Origin of the sequence: Longimicrobium sp., assembly GCA_036389135.1 — a bacterium.
In the GTDB taxonomy this organism is placed as follows: domain Bacteria; phylum Gemmatimonadota; class Gemmatimonadetes; order Longimicrobiales; family Longimicrobiaceae; genus Longimicrobium.
In genome coordinates, this window is the sequence record DASVQP010000041.1 from 100,513 (window position 1) to 124,124 (window position 23,612).

17 protein-coding genes are annotated in these 23,612 nt (G+C 69.9%); 8 read left to right on the forward strand and 9 right to left on the reverse strand.

The annotated features are described in order from the left end of the window. Positions 1–105: 105 nt before the first annotated feature. Together VF584_10670 and VF584_10675 are read left to right on the forward strand one after the other, a co-directional pair. Positions 106–1,230 (forward strand): XRE family transcriptional regulator, encoded by a 1,125-nt coding sequence (locus VF584_10670; protein ID HEX8210629.1) that lies wholly within the window; start codon positions 106–108, stop codon positions 1,228–1,230. Next, entirely contained in the window at positions 1,202–1,744 is a 543-nt protein-coding gene (locus tag VF584_10675) for a hypothetical protein (GenBank protein ID HEX8210630.1), read from the forward strand. The genes VF584_10670 and VF584_10675 overlap by 29 nt, the downstream gene beginning before the upstream one ends. Before the next feature lie 160 nt (positions 1,745–1,904). On the opposite strand, the gene VF584_10680 is transcribed toward VF584_10675, so the two are convergent. After that, on the reverse strand, positions 1,905–2,882 hold the full coding sequence (locus VF584_10680) for a TIGR03885 family FMN-dependent LLM class oxidoreductase (GenBank protein HEX8210631.1): 978 nt from the start codon (positions 2,880–2,882) through the stop codon (positions 1,905–1,907). A gap of 347 nt (positions 2,883–3,229) precedes the next feature. After that, the gene (locus tag VF584_10685) at positions 3,230–4,108 is read right to left on the reverse strand and encodes an SDR family oxidoreductase (protein HEX8210632.1); all 879 of its coding nucleotides are present in this window, start codon (positions 4,106–4,108) and stop codon (positions 3,230–3,232) included. 148 nt (positions 4,109–4,256) lie between these two features. Between VF584_10685 and VF584_10690 the strand changes: the two genes are divergently transcribed. The 3 genes from VF584_10690 to VF584_10700 are packed head-to-tail and all read left to right on the forward strand — an operon-like array spanning position 4,257 to position 7,236. After that, a complete protein-coding gene (locus tag VF584_10690; GenBank protein HEX8210633.1) occupies positions 4,257–4,883 on the forward strand; it encodes a cyclase family protein in 627 nt (208 codons plus the stop codon). Next, entirely contained in the window at positions 4,880–5,680 is an 801-nt protein-coding gene (locus tag VF584_10695) for an MBL fold metallo-hydrolase (GenBank protein ID HEX8210634.1), read from the forward strand. Before VF584_10690 ends, VF584_10695 begins: the two co-directional genes overlap by 4 nt. Next, entirely contained in the window at positions 5,677–7,236 is a 1,560-nt protein-coding gene (locus VF584_10700) for a M28 family peptidase (GenBank protein ID HEX8210635.1), read from the forward strand. Before VF584_10695 ends, VF584_10700 begins: the two co-directional genes overlap by 4 nt. 371 nt (positions 7,237–7,607) lie before the next feature. Here the strand turns inward: VF584_10700 and mrdA are convergent, their stop codons facing one another. Further along, complete coding sequence (mrdA, locus tag VF584_10705) at positions 7,608–9,506, reverse strand: penicillin-binding protein 2 (protein ID HEX8210636.1); 1,899 nt, start codon at positions 9,504–9,506, stop codon at positions 7,608–7,610. Positions 9,507–9,821: 315 nt separating this feature from the next. Between mrdA and rho the strand changes: the two genes are divergently transcribed. Then, on the forward strand, positions 9,822–11,003 hold the full coding sequence (rho, locus tag VF584_10710; GenBank protein HEX8210637.1) for a transcription termination factor Rho: 1,182 nt from the start codon (positions 9,822–9,824) through the stop codon (positions 11,001–11,003). Positions 11,004–11,131: 128 nt separating this feature from the next. On the opposite strand, the gene VF584_10715 is transcribed toward rho, so the two are convergent. Then, on the reverse strand, positions 11,132–11,674 hold the full coding sequence (locus tag VF584_10715; protein ID HEX8210638.1) for a superoxide dismutase family protein: 543 nt from the start codon (positions 11,672–11,674) through the stop codon (positions 11,132–11,134). Positions 11,675–11,919: 245 nt separating this feature from the next. Here VF584_10715 and VF584_10720 point away from each other — a divergent pair, with 245 nt between their 5' ends. Further along, positions 11,920–12,762 (forward strand): neutral zinc metallopeptidase, encoded by an 843-nt coding sequence (locus VF584_10720; protein HEX8210639.1) that lies wholly within the window; start codon positions 11,920–11,922, stop codon positions 12,760–12,762. Between the two features lie 375 nt (positions 12,763–13,137). On the opposite strand, the gene VF584_10725 is transcribed toward VF584_10720, so the two are convergent. From VF584_10725 to VF584_10745, 5 genes are all read right to left on the reverse strand, one after another. Then, on the reverse strand, positions 13,138–13,821 hold the full coding sequence (locus tag VF584_10725) for a SagB/ThcOx family dehydrogenase (GenBank protein HEX8210640.1): 684 nt from the start codon (positions 13,819–13,821) through the stop codon (positions 13,138–13,140). A gap of 55 nt (positions 13,822–13,876) precedes the next feature. Beyond that, positions 13,877–15,193: a YcaO-like family protein gene (locus tag VF584_10730; GenBank protein HEX8210641.1), complete on the reverse strand. Its 1,317-nt coding sequence runs from the start codon at positions 15,191–15,193 to the stop codon at positions 13,877–13,879. 147 nt (positions 15,194–15,340) lie between these two features. Beyond that, positions 15,341–15,985 carry a hypothetical protein gene (locus tag VF584_10735; protein HEX8210642.1) on the reverse strand — a complete coding sequence of 215 codons (645 nt, stop codon included), beginning with the start codon at positions 15,983–15,985 and terminating at the stop codon, positions 15,341–15,343. Positions 15,986–16,367: 382 nt separating this feature from the next. Beyond that, complete coding sequence (locus VF584_10740) at positions 16,368–17,519, reverse strand: HAMP domain-containing sensor histidine kinase (protein HEX8210643.1); 1,152 nt, start codon at positions 17,517–17,519, stop codon at positions 16,368–16,370. Between the two features lie 438 nt (positions 17,520–17,957). After that, on the reverse strand, positions 17,958–21,641 hold the full coding sequence (locus tag VF584_10745; GenBank protein HEX8210644.1) for a PAS domain S-box protein: 3,684 nt from the start codon (positions 21,639–21,641) through the stop codon (positions 17,958–17,960). A gap of 933 nt (positions 21,642–22,574) precedes the next feature. Between VF584_10745 and VF584_10750 the strand changes: the two genes are divergently transcribed. Further along, positions 22,575–23,432, forward strand: coding sequence for a hypothetical protein (locus VF584_10750; GenBank protein ID HEX8210645.1), 858 nt, complete (start codon positions 22,575–22,577; stop codon positions 23,430–23,432). Positions 23,433–23,612: the final 180 nt, after the last annotated feature.

A 23,612-nucleotide genomic window follows, 5' to 3' on the forward strand; every position in this document is an offset into this window, starting at 1 on the left:
GCTTGGGCCAAACACCCCTTTGCGTGTGCGCGACTAAAGAAAACCTTGAATTTCTGCCACCAGCCCTGTTATATTCACATTCCGAATACAAACCGAAAGGTCTCTATGCACAACAAGGAAGAAGTTGGCGCTGCGATCCGGCGCGCTCGCGAACGGCTGGGAATCACACAGCAGGAACTTGCGGAGCAGGCGGGATTCCCGAACCTCCAGACAATCTCGGACATCGAGAGGGGGATTCGAGACTTGAAGGCGCGTGAGCTTCACCGCCTCGCGAAGTCCCTGCTTACCACGTACGACGTGCTACTCGGGGCACGGAATGAGCCGAACTCCCGCGTGTTCTGGAGACGCGGGACTACGGCACTCGACAGAGCGCAGGAAGTCCGATTTGTTGAGCGGGTCAGCCGGTATGCAATGGTCGAAGGTTGGTGCGACCTCCCCGCGCCGGAGCCACTCCCGGACTTCGGGTTCGCGCCGGCAACCGCTGATTACGGCGATGTCGAGGCGCTGGCGAATCGCGTGGCCCGTATCCTGGACCTCGGAAGTCGTCCCGCCGCCGCACTTCTCAAGGTGCTGGAGGAACGGTTTCGCGTGAAGGTGTTCTACGAAGATCTACCCGGGGCGGAATCCGCCGCTTGCATTCGCGACGAGTTCGGGGCTGCGGTCCTGATGAACGTGAATCAGGCTCCCTGGCGCCGAAACTACAACTTCGCTCATGAGGTGTTTCACCTCGTGACGTGGACGGCGGTGGAACGCGAGTGGCCCGCTGACGCGGAGGAGCCCGTGTGGGCGGAGAAGCTGGAAAGTTTCGCCAACAGCTTCGCGTCCCACCTACTCCTGCCTGCGGACGAGGTCAGTGAACAGTATAGGGCCCGTTGCCGCGGCGAACAGGTAGCAGACGTGGACCTGATCGAACTGGCACGAGAATTCGACGTATCGACGGAGGCGCTCGTGTGGCGGCTGAGGCATCTGCGTCTGCTTACACAGCAAGACGCAGAGGATACACTGGCACGTTCAAGCTTCCGACGGCTCGACAAAGCTACCATGGTCAATCGGTGGCACCAGCCCTCTACCGGGCTGCCGGATCGATTCGTCCGCCTGGCGTATCTTGCGCACGCGAAAGGACGCATGTCCATCTCTAGGCTCGCGGAATTTTTGGAAACCTCTGTGAGCGCCATCCGGGCCCTGGAATTCGAGCGCGAGCGTGCTGAAGAAGCCACAGCTGCTGCTTGACGCGGTCGCGATTGTAGCGGCATTCGAGGTCCACGCTTGGGATCACCTTGTTGCACGGTACCGAATTGTAGTACCAGGCATAGTCGTCGACGAGGCGCACTTCTACGACGATCCAGCAGATGGACGGCGCCATGCCATTACACTGTCGGATTACGAGCATGCAGGCACGATCGAGGTATGCGACGTCTCCCAGGAGGATGTCTCGGCACTGCTTCGACTGTTCGACCGATCGTTCGCAACCAGAATACATGCAGGCGAATCGGAAGCGCTCGCCTACCTCTGGATGCAGGATGATGACACCAAGATTCAGTTTGTAACGAGTGATACAGCGGCACTTCACGCCACCGCCCTTCTCGGGTTAGCGCACCGTTCGGTATGTTTGGGCGACGTGCTCCGCAAGAGCGGGTTCGAGAAGTCTCTGGACTCCCAGCATGAAACTCAGCACCACCGGGACTGCATCCGCAAAGGGCAAGAGATGCGGGTCATGGGGGTAGGGTTAGCTCGCCGCCCATGAGACGGGCCGCCACTAACTTTGATCGTTAATGAGAGCGGGTAGCGTAGAGCCATATGGGAAAGCCACGTTCCGAATGTGGAACGTGGCTTCACTGTTCTCAGGCTTGTTCTGCTTGCTGATATGGCTGTGCACCTTCTCAATCTGTCACTCTTTCGCTCCTTCACGCCGTCGCCCGCTTCAGCTCCGGAAGCACGCGCTCGCCGAAGACGTCGATGAAATGCTCCTGGTTCTCGCGCGGGATGGAGTGGAGGTTGATCTCCTCGAAGCCCATCTCGACGTCGCTCAGCAGCCAGTCGAGGTGCTGCTCGACGCTGGAGGAGCAGCGGATCTTGCGGGCGATGTCGTCGGGGCGCACGAACTCGGCGGCGGCTTCGAACTCGGAGGGGAGGCGCAGCTGCGCGAGGACGGAGCTGGGGAACTGGAGGTGCTTCCACTGCGCGTGCGCCGCGCGGACCGCCTCCGCGTCCGAGCGGTGGAAGGAGAGCTGCGCCTGCAGGTAGATCGGCTTCCCCTCCCCGCCGCCGCGGCGGAAGGCGTCGATGGTCTTCCGCATCTCGTCGCGCTCGCCGACGGTGGTGATCAGCCCGTCCGCCCACGAGCCCATCCACTCCGCCGTTTCGGGGGTCAGCGCCGCGCCGACGATTTTGGGCGGCGTCTCGGGGCGCGTGTACAGCTTGGCCTCCTCCACGGTGATGAGGCCGTGGTGCGTCACCGTCTCGCCGGCCCATAGGGCGCGGATGATGTCGCACCCTTCGCGGAGGCGCGCGTTGCGCTCGGCCTTGTGGGGCCATCGCTCGCCCGTGATGTGCTCGTTGAGGAGCTCGCCGCTCCCGGGCGCGATCCAGAAGCGTCCCGGGTACATCTCCGCCAGCGTGGCCGCCGCCTGCGCGATGATGGCCGGATGGTAGCGCCACCCGCCCGGAACGGTCACCACGCCAAAGGGGAGCGAGGTGGCCTGCATCGCCGCGCCCAGCCAACTCCACGCGAACCCGCTCTCTCCCTGCGAATCGGCCCAGGGGAAGAAGTGGTCGGAGCACATCGCGCTCTGAAACCCCGCCTTCTCCGCCCGCTGCACGAGCTGCAGGAGGCGGCTGGGGGGGTACTGCTCGTGCGAACAATGGTAACCGATGCGGGCCACGGTGTCGGCTCAGTGAGAAGTTGAAAGGTATGGTGCGTGCTGACCATAATACCGCGCCGACTTCCTGAACGGAGCGCTACGCCACATCTGCCACCGCGCAGTGCTGTGGCGCGAAGTGAAGGAGTCGACCGACGCTACCCGCCTCGAACCGGACCCGGCGGCGCCGTCCGTGCGGGTCTGGCTGAGGAACATGGGCCGGTGTCGAGGCGGCGGCATGCATCGCTTCCTTCACTCCGCACCCGAAACCGGCGCGGAACCACGGATCGGGCGGCGCTCCGTTCAGGAAATGAGGTGTGTGGGCGCTGAGTATGAAGCGCACTCACGCACTCGCGCACTGCGTTCAGCACTTACCTGCTCGGCGTCTTCCCCGTCGGCGCCAACACCTCCGCCGAGTAGTAGCGCGCGTCTGCCGATGCGAGAAACACGTACGAGGTGGCGATCTCGATGGGCTGCGCGGGGCGGCCCCAGTACGTGTCCTTGCCGAACTGCTTCACCTGGTCCATCGGCATGGTCGACGGGATCAGGGGGGTCCAGACGGGGCCCGGCGCCACGCAGTTGACGCGGATGCCGCGGTCCTTGACGTTCTCGGCCAGGGCGCGGGTAAAGGTGTGGATGGCGCCCTTGGTAGCCGAGTAGTCCACGAGGATCGGGTTGCCCTCGAAGGCGGTGACGGAGCCGGTGTTGAGGATGACGCCGCCCTCCTTCATGTGGCGCAGCGAGGCGCGCGCCATGTAGATGTAGCCGTAGATGTTGGTGCGGAACGTCCGGTCGAGCTGCTCGTCCGTGATGTCCTCGATGCCGTCCTGCGACATCTGGTAGGCGGCGTTGTTCACCAGGATGTCCAGCCGGCCGAACTCCGTGACCGCGCGCGCCACGAAGGCGTCGCACTCCTTGGACTCGCGCACGTCGAACTGGTAGGTGATGCAGCGCCGCCCCGCCTTCTCCACCCAGCGCCGCGTCTCCTGCGCATCCCTTTCTTCCTCGTCGCCCAGGTAGCCGATCGCCACGTCCGCGCCCTCGCGCGCGAAGGCGATGGCGACCGCGCGCCCGATCCCGCTGTCGCCGCCGGTGATGATGGCCGCGAGCCCCTCCAGCTTGCCGCACCCCTCGTAGCTTTCCTCGCCGTGATCCGGCGGCGGGTCCATCGCCGCCTCGGTGCCGGGCGGGTCCTGCTCGGGGGTGCCCTTGCCGGGGCCTGGGCCGTTCATCGGGTTGCGGTCCAGCATCGCAAGTCTCTCCGCGTACGCGAGTTAGGATGGCGATCGGGAGGCGGCGCGGTATGCACGACGCGTACCCTGTGGGTGCCAGTGCGGGAACAGCGGTCGAGGCCCGCGGTTTGCCGCTGGCGTCCGCCTCACCTCAACGCGATTGCGCATGCCCAAAGCGATGCTGTACGACGTGACGCGCCCCGTCCGCTCCGGGATGCCGGTGTGGCCGGGGGACGCGCCGTGCTGCGTCGGGTGGACTTCGCGGATGGTGGATGGCGATGCCGCGAACGTGGCCGAGCTGAGGATGAGCGCGCACACCGGCACGCACGCCGATGGACCGTTCCACGTCCGCGCGGACGGGGTGCGGATCGGCGCGGCGGCGCTGGATGCGTTCCTGGGGCCGGCGTTGCTGGTGGATGCGCGTGGGAAGCTCCTGGATGCGGATTGGGCGCGCGAGGCCGTCGCCGGCGCACCCGAACGCCTCCTCGTGCGCACCGGCGCGTGGGTCGATGCGGATGCCTTCCCCACCCGCTTCGCCGCGCCGACGCCCGAGGCTGCGCGCTTACTGGTGGAGGCGGGGGTGCGGCTGCTGGGGACCGATGCGCCCTCGGTTGATCCATTCGATTCCGCCGATCTGCCCGCGCACCGCATCTTCTGCGCGGCGGGCGTGGCGATCGTCGAAAACCTGCTGCTGGATGACGTGCCGCCCGGCACGTGGGAGTTGATCGCGCTCCCGCTGCGGCTGGAGGAGGCGGATGCGTCGCCGGTGCGCGCCGTGCTGAGGAGCCTGTGATCCGGACGCTGCTTGCCCCCAACCCGTCGCTGATGACGCTGGACGGGACGCGCACCTTCGTGGTCGGGCGGGAGAGACCCGTGGTGATCGATCCGGGACCGATCGTTCCGGAGCACATGGCCGCGATCACGCGCGCCCTGGGCGGCGTGGCTCCCGTCGCCATCCTCCTGACCCACACGCACCAGGATCATTCCGAGGGTGCGCTGCCCCTGGCGCACAGCACCGGCGCGCCCGTGATGATGGCGCGCGGCGCACTCCTTTCGCTCATCTACGACCACGAGGTCGCGCGCTGGCTGGCCGATGGCGACGAGGTGGAGACGGATGCCGGCCCGCTGCGCGCCATCGCCACGCCGGGGCACGTGCCGGAGCACCTGGCCTTCCTGTGGAACGGGGACACGCTCTTCGCGGGCGACGCCTTCATGGGCGGGAGCGACACCACCCTCGTCGCGCCGCCGGAGGGCGACCTGGCGGCGTACATGAGGACGCTGGACCGCGTGGGCGAGCTCGCGCCGGCCGTCATCCTCCCCGCGCACGGGCCGCCGATCGAGGACGCGGCCGCCGCGGTAGAGCGCTACCGGGCGCACCGGCTGCAGCGCATCGAGCAGGTGGTGCGTGCGTTGCGTGCCTACGGCCCCGCGCGTCCGGCGGAGATCATGGACGCGGTGTACGGCGCCGCGCTCCACCCCGGCCTGCGCATCGCCGCCGAGGGGTCGCTGCACGCCATCCTCGCCTACCTGCGCGCCACGGACCGCGTCCGCGCGCTCCCCGGCGACACCTACACACTGACGGAACGATGAACGACACCGCCCTCGCCGCCGCGCTGGACCGCGTCCGCCCGGAGACGATCGACGCGCACCTGCGCTTCCTCTCGCACCGGCTGCTGGAGGGGCGCGCGCCCGGCACCCGCGGCGGCACCCTGGCGATGGAGTACATCCGCGCGCAGTTCCAGCGCATCGGCCTGCACCCCGTCGGCGGCTCGCACCTCCAGACGGTGCCGATGATCGGGATGGATCCGCACCCCACGCTCGCCTTCCACCACGCGGACGGCGACACGGACACGCCCGCCTTCAAAGACGAGTTCGTGCTGGAATCAGGGGTGCCGCGGGAGGATGTGAGCGTGGATGCGGAGGTGGTGTACGTGGGCTACGGCATCCACGCCCCCGAGCACGACTGGGATGTCTACAAGGGGGTGGACGTGCGCGGCAAGGTGCTGCTGATGCGCGTCAACGATCCGGGAACCGAGGAGACGCCGGGGTTCTTTGGCGGAAAGGCGCTCACCTACTACGGCCGCTGGACGTACAAGTACGAGGAAGCCGCCCGGCGCGGGGCCGCGGGCGCGCTCCTGATCCACACCGACGAGTCCGCCGGCTACGGCTGGAACGTGGTGCGCACCTCCAACACCGGCGAACAGTTCGACATCGCGGGCGATCCCGACTTCCCCCTCCCCGTGCGCGGCTGGCTCTCGGCGGAGACGGCGGAGCGCGTGATGGCCGCCGCCGGGCACGCGCTGCCGGGGCTGATCGATGCCTCCGAATCGCGCGACTTCCGCCCCGTCCCCACCGGCGTGCGGGCGCGGGCCCACGTGCGGAGCGACGTGCGCGAGGTGCACACCGCCAACGTCGTCGGCCTGCTGCCGGGCGGCGACCCGGCGCGCGCGAACGAACCCGTCCTCCTCTCGTCGCACTACGATCACCTGGGTACGCGCCTGGGCGAGCACGGCGCGACGCTGGTGTACCACGGCGCGTACGACAACGCGAGCGGCGTGGCGCTCCTCCTCTCCATCGCCGAGGCGGCGGCGGCGATGCCGGAGCGCTTTCCGCGACCGCTCCTCTTCATCGCCACGACGGCGGAGGAGTCGGGGCTGCTGGGCGCGGAGTGGTACGCGCGCCACCCGCTCTTTCCGCTCTCCACCACGGCGGCGGCGCTGAACATGGACGGCGCCAACCTGCACGGCCGCACGGAGGACATCGCCCCGCTCGGCGCCGACCGCTCCGGCCTGGGCGACATCGCCAGCCGCGCCGCCGCCGCCGAGGGAATGCGGCTCGCCCCGGAAGCGCATCCGGAGCAGGGGATGTTCTTTCGCCAGGACCACTTCCCCTTCGCCCGCGCCGGCGTCCCCGCCCTGGCGATGGACCACGGCCTCGTCTTCGAGGGCCGTCCTGGAGGCTGGGGCGAGCGCATCTACGAGGAGTTCGTCCGCGAGCACTACCACCAGCCCACCGACGCCTACCGCGACGACTTGGACTACGGCGGCGCCGTGCAGCAGGCCCGCGTCATCCTCCGCACCGCCGCCGAGTGCGCCTCGATGCCGGAGCTGCCGCAGTGGAACGAGGGGGTGGAGTTCAGGCGGTAGCCCTCACCCCCCCGACCCCCCTCTCCCGATAACAGGAGAGGCTGGCGCCTCTGTTATCGAGAGAGGGGGGAGGTTTGACGGGGAGAACTGCCTCCACTGCACCAATGCCCCGTTGGGGCGCGATTCATCGCGCCGACCGCTTGCCCCACCGCGACCTCCGCCTTACGCACCACGATTTCGTAGGGGCAGACCCACGTGTCTGCCCGCCCTCGCCCCCACCGCGACCAGCGCTCTCCGCACCAACCCCGGGTGAGGGCCGCAAAACGGCCCGCCACGACATCGTCGCGGCGGGCCGGCTGTCCCCTGCCATTCCCCATTCCCCATTCCCCATTCCCCATTCCCCATTCCCCATTCCCCATTCCCCTACTCCCCTACTCCGGCCGCGGCCCCGGCGCCGTATCGCGGATCGCGGGCTGCGGCGAGGTGTCCAGCAGCGCACCCACGCGCGCCGTCTCCGCGGCGATCAGGCGGGGCGTGGGGAAGCCGTGCTTCTTGTTCAGGTAGTAGTTGGCGATGGCGGCGGCGGTGGGCCCGGCGCCGCTGCCGCCGTGCTCGCCGAACTCCACCACCACGGCCACCACGATCTCCGGCTGCCGGCCCCGCGGACCCGCGTAGCCGGTGAACCAGGCGTGCGGCTTCTTGGGATCGGCGGAGTTCTGCGCCGTGCCCGTCTTCCCCGAGAGCTTCCAGCGGCCGAGCGCGACGGTGCGGCCCGTGCCCCACTCTACCACCTGGTCCAGCCCCAGCCGCACCGCCGCCAGCGTCGAGGGCTTCACGCGCAGGTCCGTCTCCACCGGCGGCTGGGCGCCCATGCGCAGGTGCGGGGCGCGCGACGTGCCGTTCCCCGCGAGGGCGGAGAAGAAGGCGGCCATGCGCAGGGGCGTCTGCGCGTTGGGGCCCTGGCCGATGGCCACGTTCATCACCTCGCTGGGCGGCGCGCGCCAGCCGAAGCGCTTCACGTACCACTGGCGCCCCGTGGGGAAGGTCCCCCCCGCCTCGCCCGGCAGGTCCACACCGGTGCGGCGCCCGAAGCCCAGGCGCGTCCCTTCCTCCGCCAGCGTCTGCAGCGAGAGCGCGATGCCGAGCTGGTAGAAGTAGACGTTGCAGGAGTTGGCGATCGCCTGGATCATGTTCTGCGGGCCGTGCCCCTCGCGCCGGTCGCAGCGGGAGTAGCGGCCGGCGTACCACATCCCGCCGGAGCAGGCGATCGGCATCGGCTTCTCCGGGGTGATCACCCCCCGCTCCAACCCCAGCATGGCCGTCACCAGCTTCCAGGTGGAAGCCGGCGGGTAGGTGCCCTTGGCGGCGCGGTTGATGAGGGGGCGCCCCGGATCGGTGTTGAGCTGGCTCCACACGCTGCGCGAGATGCCGCCCACCAGCAGGTTGGGGTCGTATGTCGGCGCGGAGTACATCGCCAGGATCTCGCCCGTGGAAGGCACCATCGCCACGACGGCGCCGCGCTTCCCCTCCGGAAAGACCTGGTGGGCGAAGCGCTGCAGGTCCAGGTCGATGGTCAGCTTGATGTCGCCGCCGGGGGTGGGCGCCTGCGAGAGCTGCTGCGCGAACGGGCGCACCAGCTGCCCGCGCGAGTTCACCTCCACGTAGCGCGACCCCGTCTTGCCGGCCAGCGAGCGCTCGTACGACCTCTCCACCCCGCTCTTGCCGATGTGCTGCCCGCTGCGGAACCCCACCCACTGCGGATCGTCCAGCTCGCGGTCGCTGATCTCGGCCACCCACCCCACCAGGTGCGCCACGGCGGCGCCGGCGGGGTAGCGGCGGATGGGACGCGCCTCCATCAGCACCCCGGGGGGACGCTGCCCGCGCTCCTCCAGCCGCGACACCTGCTCGAAGCTCAGGTTGGAGAGCACCGGCACCGGCTCCGTACGGATGCCGCGCGAGCGCTCCACCACCTCTTCCATCGCCGCCGAATCCAGCCCCACGATGCCGGCCACGCGGTGCAGGCGCGCGCGGATCGAATCGGGCGGCCCGGGCTCCACCGAGAGGGTGTAGCCCGCCACCGTCTCGGCGATCACCTTGCCGTTGCGGTCGGTGATGGTGCCGCGCGGCGCGGGAATGGGGATGATGCGGAAGCGGTTGTCGTCCGCCTCCAGCTCGAACTCGCTGTTGCGGAGGATCTGCGTGCGAAAGAACGCCGCGCCCAGCGAGCCCAGCATGAGCGCGACTCCCACCACGCCCTTGAACGCGCGCTTGCGCACGGCGTGGGGGTGAAACGGGCTCTGCGGTACCAGGGAGCGCTCTACGAAAGCCATGGAGAGGCGCGAGGGGGAAGGCGTGCGGGGTGGTGAGGGGATAAACCTATACGCGCAAATGCGTTTGCGCCACCCGCCCGGCAACATTCCGGTGAAAGTGGCCGCGCAAGCCTTGCGTGCGTGCCCGCGCGGCTTACATTGCGGCGCTCCCGACACGCGCCCGCGTCCGCGTCCCGCCTTGCATGCGGCACGCAACTTGACGTGCGTCAGGCGCGAAGCCCCACAGCAGCGCGGCGGCCTCCAGTACTCTCTGCCGGGCGCACTCGCCCCCGGCGCCCCCGCGTCATCTTCGAATCAACGTTCCAGAGCGACAGAATGAGTCTTTCCGCACAGCCCGGCACCGCGGCGCTGCCCGACGCGCCCGCGCCGGCCACCGCTGACGCGACGGGTATTCTCGAGATCCTTCCCAGCGGCAGTGGTTTCCTCCGCAGCTCCCACAACGGCTACCAGGCGTCCGACGGCGACACCTTCGTGTCGCAGGGGCTGATCCGCCGCTTCGGCCTGCGCACCGGCGACCGGGTGGAGGGGACGATCGGCACTCCTCCCGGCCGCGGCAAGAGCCCGCCGCTGGACTCGGTGCTCACCGTCAACGGCCTGGACCCGGCGCACGCCCGCTCCCGCGCCGACTTCCAGTCGCTCCCCGCCACCTACCCGGACGAGCGCCTGACGCTGGAGTGCGAGTCGCAGCGGCTGCGCGGGCGGCGCGACTTCACCAACCGCATCATCGACCTGATCTCGCCTCTCGGTAAGGGGCAGCGCGCCCTGATCGTGGCCCCGGCCAAGGCCGGCAAGACCACGGTGCTGCAGGCCATCATGGAGGGCGTCTCCACCAACTACCCCGACGCGCTCCTCCTCTGCCTCCTGGTGGACGAGCGCCCTGAGGAAGTGACGGAGATGGAGATGCTGGGGCGCGGCGAGGTGATCGCGTCCTCCTTCGACTGCCCGGCCGAGCGCCACGTGGCCGTCGCCGAGATGGTGCTGGAGCACGCCCGCCGGCAGGTGGAGAGCGGGCGCGACGTGGTGATCGTGCTGGACTCGCTCACCCGCTTGGCCCGCGCCTACAACACCAGCGAGCGCGGCACGGGCCGCATGCTCTCGGGCGGCATCGACAGCGGCGCGCTGGAGAAGCCGAAGCGCTTCTTCGGCTCGGCGCGCAAGGTGCGCGGGGGCACGGGGAGCCTCACCATCATCGCCACCGCCCTCATCGACACGGGGAGCCGCGGCGACGAGGTGATCTTTGAGGAGTTCAAGGGCACCGGCAACTCTGAGATCGTGCTGGACCGCGAGCTGGCGGACCGCCGCATCTACCCGGCGATCAACGTGGAGCGCAGCTCCACCCGCCGCGAGGACCTGATCCTGCCGCCGGAGTCGCTGGACAAGGTGCACCAGCTGCGCCGCGCTCTGCACTCCCTTCCGCCGCCAGAGGCGCTGGAGCTGCTCCTCAAGCAGATGAACGACACCAAAACCAACGCCGAGCTCCTGGGCAAGCTGCGCTGACCCGCGGCACATCCGTCGATCACAAGGGGCCTCACACAGAGACACAGAGTGACCGGGAAAGAGAGACAGAAAGAACTTCTGTTTTTCTTTCCCTTGTCCTCTGTGTCTCTGTGTGAGATTGCTGTTCCTTACTGCACCAGCGCCGCCACGACCGCGCAGGCGATCCGCGCGCCCGAGTTGCCCGACGGATCGGTGACCTGGTCGTCCGCGCCGGCGTGCACGATGAAGGCGGTGCCGTTGGCGTCGAAGAGCGGCGCCTGGCCCGGCGTCAGCGAGCCCGCGACCGTCGCCTCCAGCGTGCCGCGCCCGTCTGCGCCGACCACCAGGTTGGGGAGGTCGCCCAGGTGCGGGCCGTTGGGGTTGCGAAGGCCGTGCTGGCGGCCCGTGGGATTCATGTGGCCCCCGGCCGTGGTGAAGGCCGGCCCTTCGCAGAGCCCCGTCTCGTGGAAGTGCGCGCCGTGCGTGCCGGCCGGCATCCCCGTGGCCGCGACCCGCACCTGCACGCTGGTGCCGCGCTGAACGAGGGTCAGCGTCCCCATGCCGGCCCCCTGCGCATCGTACAGCGGCGCCGTGAACTGGCGCGGCCGCACCTCATCCTGCGTGGTCCCCCCGCCGGCCGGCGCGCACGCCGCCAGCGCCAGCACCGCCGCGATCCATCCCCTATTCCTCATCCGACCCTCCATGGCAGGTTGTCCGGCCGCCCCGCGGCGGCCCGGGCGCCCCCCTGCCGCAAGCTTCGTGCGCTACGCGGCGATCTCGCGCCGGAGTCCCACGGTCTGGTCCCTTGGCTGCCGGGAACACCCACCGAATCGCGAACGGAATCACGGAAACGCAACCCCCGCGCGTGTCTAGCACCTGCCTTGCATTGCGAAGTGGGTTCCCGGTGGCGCACGACGGAGCGAATGCGAGGAGCGATATGCGCTGGCAAGGCGGAAGGCAGAGCAGCAACGTGGAAGACCGCCGCGGGATGGGCGGCGTCGCGGTCGGCGGCGGGATCGGAACGGTGATCATCGCGCTGGTGGTGATGCTGCTGGGCGGCGATCCCGGCACAGTGCTCCAGCAGGCGCCCGCGGCCGGCGGCCCGCCCCCGGGAGGCCAGCCCGGCGGCCCTCCCGCCAACGACGAGGCGCGTCAATTCGTCGGCGCCGTCCTGGCGGACACGGAGGACACCTGGAATCCCATCTTCCGGGAGATGGGCCGCGACTACGTGGAGCCGAGCCTGGTGCTCTTCACCGGCGCCGAGCAGACCGCGTGCGGCACCGGCCAGTCGGCGATGGGCCCCTTCTACTGCCCCGGCGACCAGAAGGTGTACATCGACCTCGCGTTCTACGACGACCTGGCGCGCATGTCCGGCGCGAAGGGCGACAACGACTTCGCGCAGGCGTACGTGATCGCGCACGAGGTGGGGCATCACGTGCAGCACCAGCTCGGCATCGCCGACCGGGTGGACGCCGCACAGCGCGGCGCGCGCGAGGAGGAGGCCAACGCCCTCTCGGTGCGCCTGGAGCTGCAGGCGGACTGCTTCGCCGGGGTGTGGGGCAACAAGACCGCCTACCAGCTCGAAGCCGGCGACGTGGAGGAGGCCCTCGCCGCCGCCACCGCCATCGGCGACGACCGGCTGCAGCAGAAGAGCCAGGGGCGCATCGTGCCCGAGTCGTTCACGCACGGCTCCTCCGCCCAGCGCGTCCGCTGGTTCCGCCGCGGCCTCGACACCGGCGACGTCCGCCAGTGCGATACGTTCGCGGCGGACCAGTTGTAGGAACCGCGGGGCTCACACGGAGTCAGAGAAGAAATCGGCGCGGGTGTTGACAACCCTTGCAGATCCTTGGTGTTCTGTAAGGGCCTACCGGACTCCGCGTGCCGAAATGCTGCGTTCTCGCGATAAAGCTATCCCACGTCCACCGTCTAGACCTTTCACCGTCCATCATGTCCAAATCTAGCGTGGCGGCGACGCCCACGCGCTGCGCAAGTGTCGCCCGCGATGATGAGGAGAGCAGCCGCGGCTAGCCGAACCGTCGCCTGAAGCACCGCAGCGACGATGCGGCGTACGACGCCGCTTCTTCCGTGCCGCCCGCGAGACCGCCGCGAACGGCGCCGACCACGCGTGGAGATCCGTTCCTGTGGATCGTGGAGACTATACCGGTTCTGGCGGTCTTCCTCCGAGGGCCAGCAGATGTGACGCGCACTCCACGGCCGGGTCTACGTCGAGCAGGTGGTTGATGTCGTCGTCTACGAAGCCCCCGATCTCGTATGCGTCCAGTCCCAGCGCGGCCGCCATTAGGGACACGTTCTGCGCGGCGTGGCCGAGTTCGATCAGGGCGTAGCGAAGTCCCCGGCTGCCATATTTCTGGGCCACGCGGCCGGTGACGAGCGAAAAGACCAGAACCGCGCCGGCATTCTCGAGCCGGGGATCGTCCGTGGCGCTCTGCAGAACCCCAGAAAGGTCACGGGTCCAGAGCGTTTCGAGCGCGTGCTCGCGGGGTGCGTAGTGATAGAGCCCGTGGTCTAGGCCCTCGCAACGCAGAGCGACAAGGTAGACCTCGGTGGGATACTTCGCGCCGGCGGAAGGAAACAGGCGCCTGCCGCCTTCTACATCGCCCGTACCTCCGCGGAAACCCGTCGCCCTCAGCAGGTTCGAGAGATCCGCCGGGCGGAGGGGAACGCTCGTCAACTCCTGCGCGGACGCCCGGGAGAACAGGGCGTCGGCCAGCGTGCAGACGGGAAGCACGGGATGCGGAAGCGGATGACGGGGCAGGCGTGGATAGGTCTTCAGCTGCTGGTTCTGCGGATCGGAGGGCGCGGAACGCACCTCCGACATGGCCGTCTCCGCGAAGAACCGGCGGATGAACGAGGCCCAGCCAGGCGGCTCCATGTCAGGCGAAGGGGTGCGGAGGTAGCGGCGCCTGGCGGGCCCCATTCCGGTCCAGCGCCCGGGCGAGGGCGGGAGAGCGCGTGTAGGGATACCGCTCGTCTAGGTACAGGGGATGGGCGTCCGGAATGACGACCTTTGCCACGCTCACCTGCATCGCACGGCACAGCGGCGTGGAGAGCTCCGCCGCATAGATGGACGTTCCCAGCAGCCGCGCCCGGTCGAGCAGGTGTTCCCATACGGCCGCCCAATCCGGTTCGCTGGGGAGATCGCGAGGCGGTGCCGGGCTCGGCGTTTCGGCGGCGTCGCGCCAGAGCGGCTCCAGCTTCCGGGCACGATCCGGGTGGGCCCAGTACAGGGCGCGGGTCCAGAAATCCCTCACTTGCCCTGCGTCGAGGGCCGGAAGCCCTCGCAGGGTGATCTCGTCGCGCAGCCACGGCCGGATTTGGTGCGCTTCGTGGACGGCTCCGAGAATTGCGGTGCGGAGCCGAGGGTGACACTTCGCGCCCACCGTGAGGGCGGGTCCGATCCCGCTCGCGTCACGCAGGATCGCAAGGACGACGGGGTATCCCCAATCGGAGGGCAAAAGCAGGACGTCCAGCTCCAGCCGGTACCGGTCGAACGCTTCGAGGAGCCAAATGAACGCCTCGTCGGTGCCGCTGTCGAGATCGATCCGCGACGGGAGGGAATCCGACAGATACCCGCACATGAAGGCATCGCGCTCGATCACCTCCAGCGCGGCCTTGCAGCGCGCTTCGCCGGGCGACCGCGCGCAGGCCGTTCCGTTGGACGATGGAAAGCGGAGGAGCGGTTCGCCCGCGAGGTCGTATGGACAGAACACCAGCTGGGCGGGAATCCAGACGGCGGACCCAGTGAGGCAGTCGGTCGCGGGAGCCCAGCCGAACGAATCATCGTCCGAGATCCGCATCGCCCGGAACGCGTCCTGGGACAGCTGCGCGTCGCTGAAGGACTGGAACACGCCGGGCGAGATCGCCGAGGTCCGCGCGTGGAGACGCTCGGGTGGAGGGGCGAACGCGAGACACGAGCGTTCCACCGCTTCGAACACGGCCCTGGCTTCCGCGGACTCCGGGTCCCGGTCGCACCCATACCCGTCGAAATCCCTTCCTTCAGCGGTAAGGACCGCGTGGAACTGGACCAGCCTGGGCTCGTCGTTGTAGGCGGGCAGCTTCCGGACCCGGATCTCCGGCGGCAGCGCTGCGTCAGGCACCGCCACTTTCCCCGGTTCCGTCAGAGAAGCGGCAGCCGCCGCAGCTACCGCCGCCGCTGCAGCGGGCGCCGCCACCGCCACCGCCACCGCCACCCGCGCACTTGCTCGCGTGGGGACCGGGTGGTGGGTCGGAAACAGAAGAGAACGGATCAAACTCCTTCATCTCGAGGAGCCGAAGCCTGGTGGCGGACGCGCGTGCGTCCGGTGCATTGCTGAGAGGAGAAGTCGTGCCGTGCATCGTCAGCCACCTCCAAAGAGACCCAGCAGTGCCTGAACCGCCTCTTCCACCCCCGCGCCGGCGGCGCCCGTGGCCCCTGCGGCGAGCAGGGCGGACACCGGCTTCGGGCGTGAGAAGAAGATCGGGTAGGTATACAGTTCACCCGGCCGGAGGTCGTTCTCCCGGAACACGATGGCCGTGCCCGTCACGGTCGCATTGCCGACATACTTGATGACCTTTGAACGCTTCGGCAGGTGAATGGTGACAGTTACCACCCGAACGTGGTAGGTGTGAATGAGCTGCGCGCGGTAGAACGCGACATTGCTCAGGAGGCCGTTGTGCTTCAGTACGCTGGTGGGAGCCGGATAGGAGAATCCCAGGACTCGTGACTGGGCGGCGGCGATGGGGAGCAGATTGGAGAAGATCAGGCGTGTCGCGTTGCTGACGGGTTCACGGGTTACCGTGGGGTTCCGGCCGGGTGGACCGTCATGGGCGACCACATCGCCGATCTGGGCCACCGTCGCGTTCGGGACGGTGAAGGCGAACGAGTCCTCCTGCGGTTCGTCTCCCACGTTTCGGAACACGTACTCGTAACGATGATCGGCTGTCTCCATCTCTGGTCGGATCGTGATCTCGCACTTCAAAGACTCAATGAATTCCCCTGCCATGGGTTTCTCCGCGGCGGGTAGGGAGCAGTATCGAACGGCAGCCGAACGTGGGACGATACAGCGCGGAAGGCAACCACAGAATGCGTTACTCCGGCGCGTCACGCAAGCTTCCCGTAGCGGGTCGCCACCGGCGGCAACGAATCGCTTAGAGGGTCTACCCGAGAACTGGGCCGCCACCCCGGCCCGCTACAACCCGGCAGGACGCCGTGCGAGGCGCAAGCCCCTACAAGCGCGGCGAAATTCCGAATTACTTCCTGTTCCCCGGCGGCAAGCTGCAACCGGCCACGCCGACAGCGCCACGCGGGAACGCATCTACCATGACCCGAATAACCGAGCAGGTGCGACAGCAGGTGCTTGTAGTTGAGCGACGGCCCGTTGACTTCTACTGATACGGCAGTATCAGCGACGCCGTAGTCCCCCGCCCCAACTCACTCTCCAGCTTCACCTCGGCGGAGAGGGTGCGCGCCAGGCGGCGGGCGAGCGCCAGCCCCAGCCCCACGCCCCGTTCGGAAGAGGCGGAGCGCGCGCCTTCCTGCACCTGCGCGAACGGCTCGAAGACGCGCTCCAGCTCGTCCGCGGGGATGCCGTGGCCGGTGTCGCAGACGGCGACCACGAGCACGCGGATGCGGCGGGTGCGCGAGGGCTTGGTGGTGCGCGTCAGCCGCACCTCGATCTTGCCCTCGTCGGTGAAGCGGATCGCGTTGTCCAGCAGGTGCAGGAGCACGCGCGCCAGGCGGTCGGGGTCCGTCTGCAGGAGGGGGAGGTCGGGCGGGTAGTGGAGGGAGAGGGTGAGCCCCTTGCGGCGCGCCGTGGGCTCCATGCGGCGGAGGAGGGTGGCCACGAACTTCCGCGGCTCCACCAGCTCGGTCGCCTCGGAGGGCGTCTGCGCCTCGCCCAGCTCGCGGATCCCCTCCAGCACGCGGACGATCTCGGCAACGTGCGTCTCCGCGCGCTCCAGCATCTCGGCGATGCGGGGCGGGAGGTTGCCCAGCAGCCCGGAGCGCAGGATGTCCGACTCCAGCAGGAGGGCCGTGGCGGGAGTGCGCAGCTCGTGGTTGAGCGCCACCAGGAAGTGGTCGCGCGACTGCCGGGCGATGCGCGCCTCCTCGTACAGGTGCCCGTTCTCCAGCACCAGCGCCACCGCCGTCCCCGCCGACTCGGCCTCCCGTACCGTTTCCTCCCCCGGCTCCGCGCCGGAGTACAGCAGGAGCATCGACCCCGCCCCCGCCCCGCGCAGCTCGAGCGGGACCCATAGGAGCTGCGCGAACCCGTCCGCCCCGTTGAGCCGCAGGAGCTGTGCGCCGCGCCGCCGCCTGGGGCGCTCGCGTGCCTCCGCGATGGGCCCGTCCATCAGCGCCAGCACCTGCGGCGCCTCGCACCCGGCGTGGGCGCGCACCGCGTCCTCGGTGTCCACCACCGCCCCGCCCGCCGCCCCCGCGCGCTCCATGGCCGCGGCGAGCAGCGGCCCCAGCGCGTCGGCGGGGTCGGCCACGTCCGCCACCCCGGCGAGCGCGCGCGCGAACGGATCGCTCACAGCCGCCCTCGCCGAGTGAAGGCGAAGCCGGCACGCACGGGAAGAGGCGCTTCGGTAGCGGGGGTATCCTGACCGAACAACGGGCGATCCTTCGACACGGGGTAAGCCGCCGGTCCTGGCGCAGACCGGGAGCACTTGAAGATGCCCCTCCCGCCGCAATCAGCGGACCACCAACCGCCCTTCCTTCACCGACAGCCCGCAATGCGCCGCAACATCCGGCCGCAAAGGCACAACAGCATGGCTCACACAGAGACACAGAGCCACAGAGTAAAGAGGTTCCCCTGTGGCTTGCTGTTCCCTCTGTGTTCTCTGTGTGATGCTTTCGCCGGTGGTCTCTCCGCGCGGATGCCGAGGACGCGCGCGGATGGACGCAAACGCCCCTCCCCCAGGTCGTTATTGGGGGAGGGGCCGCGAGTTGACGAGCGGGGGTGGGGGACCTCAGTCCGCGCCCACCACCTCGGGCAGCAGCCGGTCGATCGCGGCGAGGAACTCGTCCACGTCCAGCGGCTTGGTGAGGTACGCGTCGGCGCCCTCGGCGATCAGGCGGTCGATCGTGCGCGGAGTGGCGTCGGCGCTGATCATCACCACCGGGATCCCGGCGGTGCGCGCGTCGCAGCGCAGGCGGCGCAGCACCTCGTCGCCCTGCACGTCCGGGAGGTGGAGGTCCAGCAGAACCAGGTCCGGCGCGTGCTCGCGGGCCAGCTCCGTCCCCATCCGCCCCTGAAGCGCCGGGATCGTCTTCCACCCCGGCCGCTCGGAGAGGATCGTCTCCACCAGGCTCAGGTTGGCCAGGTTGTCCTCCACGTACAGCAGCGTCACCGGCGAGCGGATCTTGGAGCCCACGGCCAGCGGGGCCGGCGAGCGGGCTTCCAGCCGCTCCACCGGGTCGCGCGCCAGCCTCAGGTCCAGGGCAAAAGTGCTCCCCTCCTCGCTGCTCTCCTCCAGCACCAGCGTGCCGCCCATCGCCTCCACCAGCCGCTGCGAGAGCGCCAGGCCGAGCCCCGTCCCCTCCACCTCGGTGTGCTCCGCGCCCAGCCGGGCAAAGGGGACGAAGAGCTGGTCGTGCTGCGCGGGATCCACGCCCTTGCCCGTGTCCGTCACGCGCACCTTTACGCGGTCCTCCGGCAGGATCTCGCAGTGCAGGCGCACCGAGCCGCCCTCACGGTTGTACTTGACCGCGTTCGACAGGAGGTTGAGGAGCACCTGCGACAGGCGCTGCCGGTCCGCCGTCACGAACGGCTCGCCCCCGGGAAGCTCCCCGTCGTCCAGGGTGATGCAGCGCTGCGCGGCGAGCGGACGGGCCAGCGCCACGGCCTCCTGCACCACCAGCGAGAGGCGCACGGGCTCCAGCGAGAGCTGCTGCCGGCCGCTCTCGATGCGGGCGATGTCCAGCACCTCGTTGATGAGGCGCAGCAGGTGCCGCCCCGCCGTCAGGATGTGCTGCACCCCGCGGCGCTGGTCCGCCGCCAGCGTGCCGCGCGACAGGAGCTGCGAGAAGCCCAGGATGGAGTTCATCGGCGTGCGCAGCTCGTGGCTCATGCGGCTCAGGAACTCGCTCTTGGCGCGGTTGGCGCGCTCCGCCTCCAGCGTGGCGCGGCGCAGCGCCTCCTCCGCCAGCCGCCGCTCCGTCACGTCGCGGATGTTGGCGACCACACCCTCGTCCGGCGAGTCGGTGGAGAGCGTCTGCCCGAACGCCTCCAGGTAGCGCCACGAGCCGTCCTTGTGGCGGTACCGGTACTCCGCGTGGCCGATCACGCCCGGCGTGGCAAAGGTGTTCTCCAGCTCGCGCAGCACCACGGCCACGTCGTCGGGGTGCACGAGCTCCCACGCGCTCCGCCCCACCAGCTCCTCCGGCGTGTACCCCAGGATGCGCGTCACCGAGGGGCTCTGGTACGTCATCACCCCGTCCGGAGCGATGATGACGATGTTGTCCTGCCCGTTCTCGATGAGCCGGCGGAAGTGCTGCTCGCTCCACCGCAGCGCGTCCTCCGCCTCCTTGCGCTCCGTGATGTCGCGCGTGTTGAAGACCAGCCCCTCCGCCGCCGACATGGGCGACACCGTACGCCCGAACGTCTCCAGCTGCCGCCAGCTGCCGTCCTTGTGCCGGAAGCGGTACTCGGCATGCCCCGTGGTCCCCGGCGCCGCGGCCGCCGCGGAGATCTCGCGCATGGCGACTTCCAGGTCGTCCGGGTGCACCAGCGCGAACATGTTCTGCCCCTTCGAGTCCTCGGGCGTGTAGCCCAGGATGCGCTCCATCGACGGGCTCTGGTAGCGGATCTCGCCGGTGGCGGGGTCCAGCACCACGATGATGTCGTGCGCGTTCTCTATGAGGGCGCGGTAGCGCTCCTCGCTGGCGCGCAGCGCGTCCTCGGCCTCCTTGCGGTCGGTGGTGTCGCGCGTGTTGATGACGATGCCGTCCTCCGGGTTGCCCGTGAGCGTCTTCCCCACCGCTTCCACCGTGCGCCACGCGCCGTCGCGGGCGCGGTAGCGGAACTCGGCCGAGCGCGTCTCCCCGGGCTGCGCGGCCACCTCTGCGAGCGCCTTCTCCACGTGCGCGCGGTCGTCCGGGTGCACGCGGTCCCACGCGCAGATCCCCACCCCTTCGCCCGCGTTGTAGCCGAAGAGCCGCCGGATCGCCTCGCTCTCGTAGCGGATGGTGCCGTCCGGGCTGATGATGGACACCAGGTCCGACGCGTTTTCGATCAGCCGCCGGAAGTGCTCCTCTCGCTCACGCAGCCGCCGTTCGGCAGCCTTGCTCACGGTGATGTCGCGCACCACGGTGACGCGGTCGCCGTCCAGCAGCGGCACCAGGCGCGTCTCCAGCTCGCGCTCCTCGCCGCCGGGGGTGCGCAGGGTGTGCTCCAGCGTCGCCAGGCGGCCGGTGCGCTCCACCTCGGCCAGCGCCGCGTCCAGGCGCTCGGCGGCCTCGGGCGGAAGCACCTCCTGCATGCGGCGGATCACCGTGTCGCCCGCGGGCACCAGGCGGCTCCACTCCGGGCCGGCGCGGTGGTCCACGATCGTCCCGTCCGGGCGCAGGCGGAAGTAGGCGTCGGGGAGCGCCTGGAAGATCGCCTCCAGCTCCTGCGTGCGGCGGAGGAGCTCCTCGCGGGCTTCCTCGTGCTCGGCGACCTCCTCCTCCAGCGCGGCGTTGGCCCGCGCCAGCTCCGTGGTGCGCTCGGCGACGCGGCACTCCAGGTCGCAGTTGGTGCGCTCCAGCGCCGTCTGCGCCTCCTTGAGGTCGGTGACGTCCTGGTGGACGATGATGACCTCGCGGATCTCCCCGCCCGCCGCGCGCACCGGCCGCGCCGACGCCTGGATCCAGCGCGCCGCCGCGGCCCCGTCGCCGCCGATGGCGCGGCGCGTGTCGAAGAGGGAGGGCGGAAGCTCCAGCGTCTCCCCCGCGAAGGCGCGGCGCAGCAGGCCGCCCAGCTCGGCGAGCTGCGGCTCGTGCAGCGGGTTCCAGTCGCGCGTGTCCTCCAGCGTCAGCCCGAACAGCTCCTCCCACGCCTCGTTGACGTCCACGGTGCGCCCGTCGGGGGAGAAGATCTGCACGCTCAGCGGGAACTGGCGGTACATCGCGCGGAAGCGGCTCTCCGAAGCGTGCACGGCATCCGCGGCGGCGCGGTGCTCGCCCGCCAGGCGCAGGTGCGCGAGCCGCGATGCGGCGACGGCGGCGAGCGCCTCCATCATCTCCACGTCGTGCGCGGAGTAGCGCGCGGGGTCGACGGTCTCCACCGCCAGCACGCCCAGCAGCTCGCGCCCCGCCATCACCGGCGTGCGGATGGCCGACCCGCCGGCGCCGCACCCGTCGTGGGGACGGCCCGTGGCGAGCGTCCGCTTCCCGCGCACCACCCAGCGGTCCGGCGTCTCCGCGCACGCCACCGCACCCGCGACGCGGGGCGAGCTGCCGTGGTAGTGCAGGGTGTCGGTGCCGGCGTCGTAGGTGGCCAGGCGGAAGGCGTCGAAGGAGAGCGCCGGCCGGGCCGCATCCTCCAGAGCACGCGCCAGCCCGTCCGCCGAGCCCGCCTCCAGCGCGGCCGACGCGGCCCGGGCCACGGCCCGGATGCGGCGGAGCGCGTCGCTTTCGCGCGGATGCTCGAGTAGGTAGGGGGATGCGCGCATGGGGAGATGGCTCCGTTCGGGGATTCTGCCGTACGACTCCCGCGGAAGATGCCCTCCGCCACCCGTTCCGGCATGGGGCGGATGACCCATGAGCCCCCGGCCCGCCCCTCTTTGCTTCCACCAGAAGGTACGGCACCTCCCCGGGCTGGCGGCTATGGGGCGGATGGCCCTTTCGTGCCCCTCAAACCCCTTTTGCTACGCCGCCGCCCCGCACTAAAGTAGACGGAGAGGACACGGAGGGCTGTCAGATGAGCGGGGGGGAACCTTGCCGAATGGCATGCCTCGTCCTGCACGGCCAGCCGCGCGCCTCCTGATCCGGGAGCCATTCCACCAAGGAGGGCGATGGCCTGACCCAACCCAGCGCGGCCCGGCGTCCCACCCAGGGACGCCGGCGCCGCCGGCAGGGGCCGCCCCACGTGGCTGCCCGTGCCTTCCGCCCGCGCAGAACCCCGCCGACCGGAACCGAAAGCCGCCGCCCGAACCGCGCAAACCCCGCCTCCCCCTCCCCTTGTCATCCTGAGCGACGCGCTTCGCCGCCCCCTCACCCCGCGCCACACTCCGGCGCGGAGCGAAGGATCTACTGCGCGTTCCGAGGCCAATGCCGTGCACACCGGGCCTCTCTGCACGCGCAGTAGATTCTTTGATCGCCGCAGGAGTCCGGCGCGCTACGAATAGTTCGGTGAGGCGGCTCCCTCAGAATGACAGACGGTTTTCGCGAGTCCGGGAAGGCGGATTCGGTTCACTCGCCCCGCCCTGTCGCCACAGCGTCTACGTACGCCGGGAGCGCAGTCTACGTAGGCATACGTATAGGATAGGTCGCGACGCGCGCCTATCCTCGGTCACGTGATCTGGCGCACAATCCAGTTCATGCCGCTGCTGGCCGCACCCCGTCCATACGGGGGCATTGCTCCCCACCTGGCACGAGGACCCGCCATGCGCACCATCCATCCACGTCGCTCCGCACTCCTGCTCCTCGCCACCCTGGCGGCGCTGCCAGCCACCGCGCAGCCCGCCCCCGTGACCGTGGACGCCACCCACCTGCGGTCCCTCCAGGGGCGGCTGAACGGGTTCGCCGGCGGGCTTCGTGCCGAGGAGCGTGCGCTCTGGAACCGCCTGCTGCTCCGCGCCGCGTCCGCGCCCGTCGCTGGTTCTGACGTCCGGGTGCTCCCGGTGCTGCAGATCGGCCCCGGCGGCGGCTGCGACGATGGGGGGGTGAGCGGCGGGCCCGGGCGCGTGGCGATCATCATTCAGGGCGGCCGCACCGCCGGCGGCCCCGCGGCGGCCCCGTCCAGCGGTATCATCGTGCAGGGCGGACGGACTGCCGGCGGCGCGTCACGGGTGGGCGGTCGCCCCGGCGCGCCCGCGGGCGTAATCCGGCCCACGGACGTCGTGTCCATCGGCCCCAAGCAGGAGGACCCCACGCGTCCGGTACCGGACATCCTGGCACGTCGCCTGACGGAGTTCGCCGGGCAGTTGCCGGCGGAAGAGCGCGGCGCGCTGGAGTGGCTGCTGACCCGCGCCGCCGCCGTCCCCGAGGCACGGCCCGCCACCCCCGGCGGCCTGCCCCCCGGTGCGGCCGTGGCCTCCGCGCCGGAAGGACGGTCCGCCACGACGGTAGCCGGCGTCGCGCGGCCAATTGGGAACCCCGGTCCGGGTGGGTTGCCAGAGGGGACGGCCGCGTCGCTGCGCCAGGCGCTGGGAGTGGACGCGCTCTCCATCGGCCCCAAGCAGGAGGACCCCGCCCGGGGGCCGCCCACGCCGCCGGCGACGCGCTGGCTCCTTCGCTACTGAGCGAGGGGAGAGGTCCCATCACGGGAGCAAGGAACGCTCGTTTCTTGCTCCCGTGAGTTCTGTGCATCAGGAGACCGAGACCCCAACGCATGTCCGCGACGGCGGACATTGCGTGTTTCCAGCAGCCTTCATTCGCTCCCGGAAGCAGGCTGCGACACCCGCATCGGCACGGGCAGACAC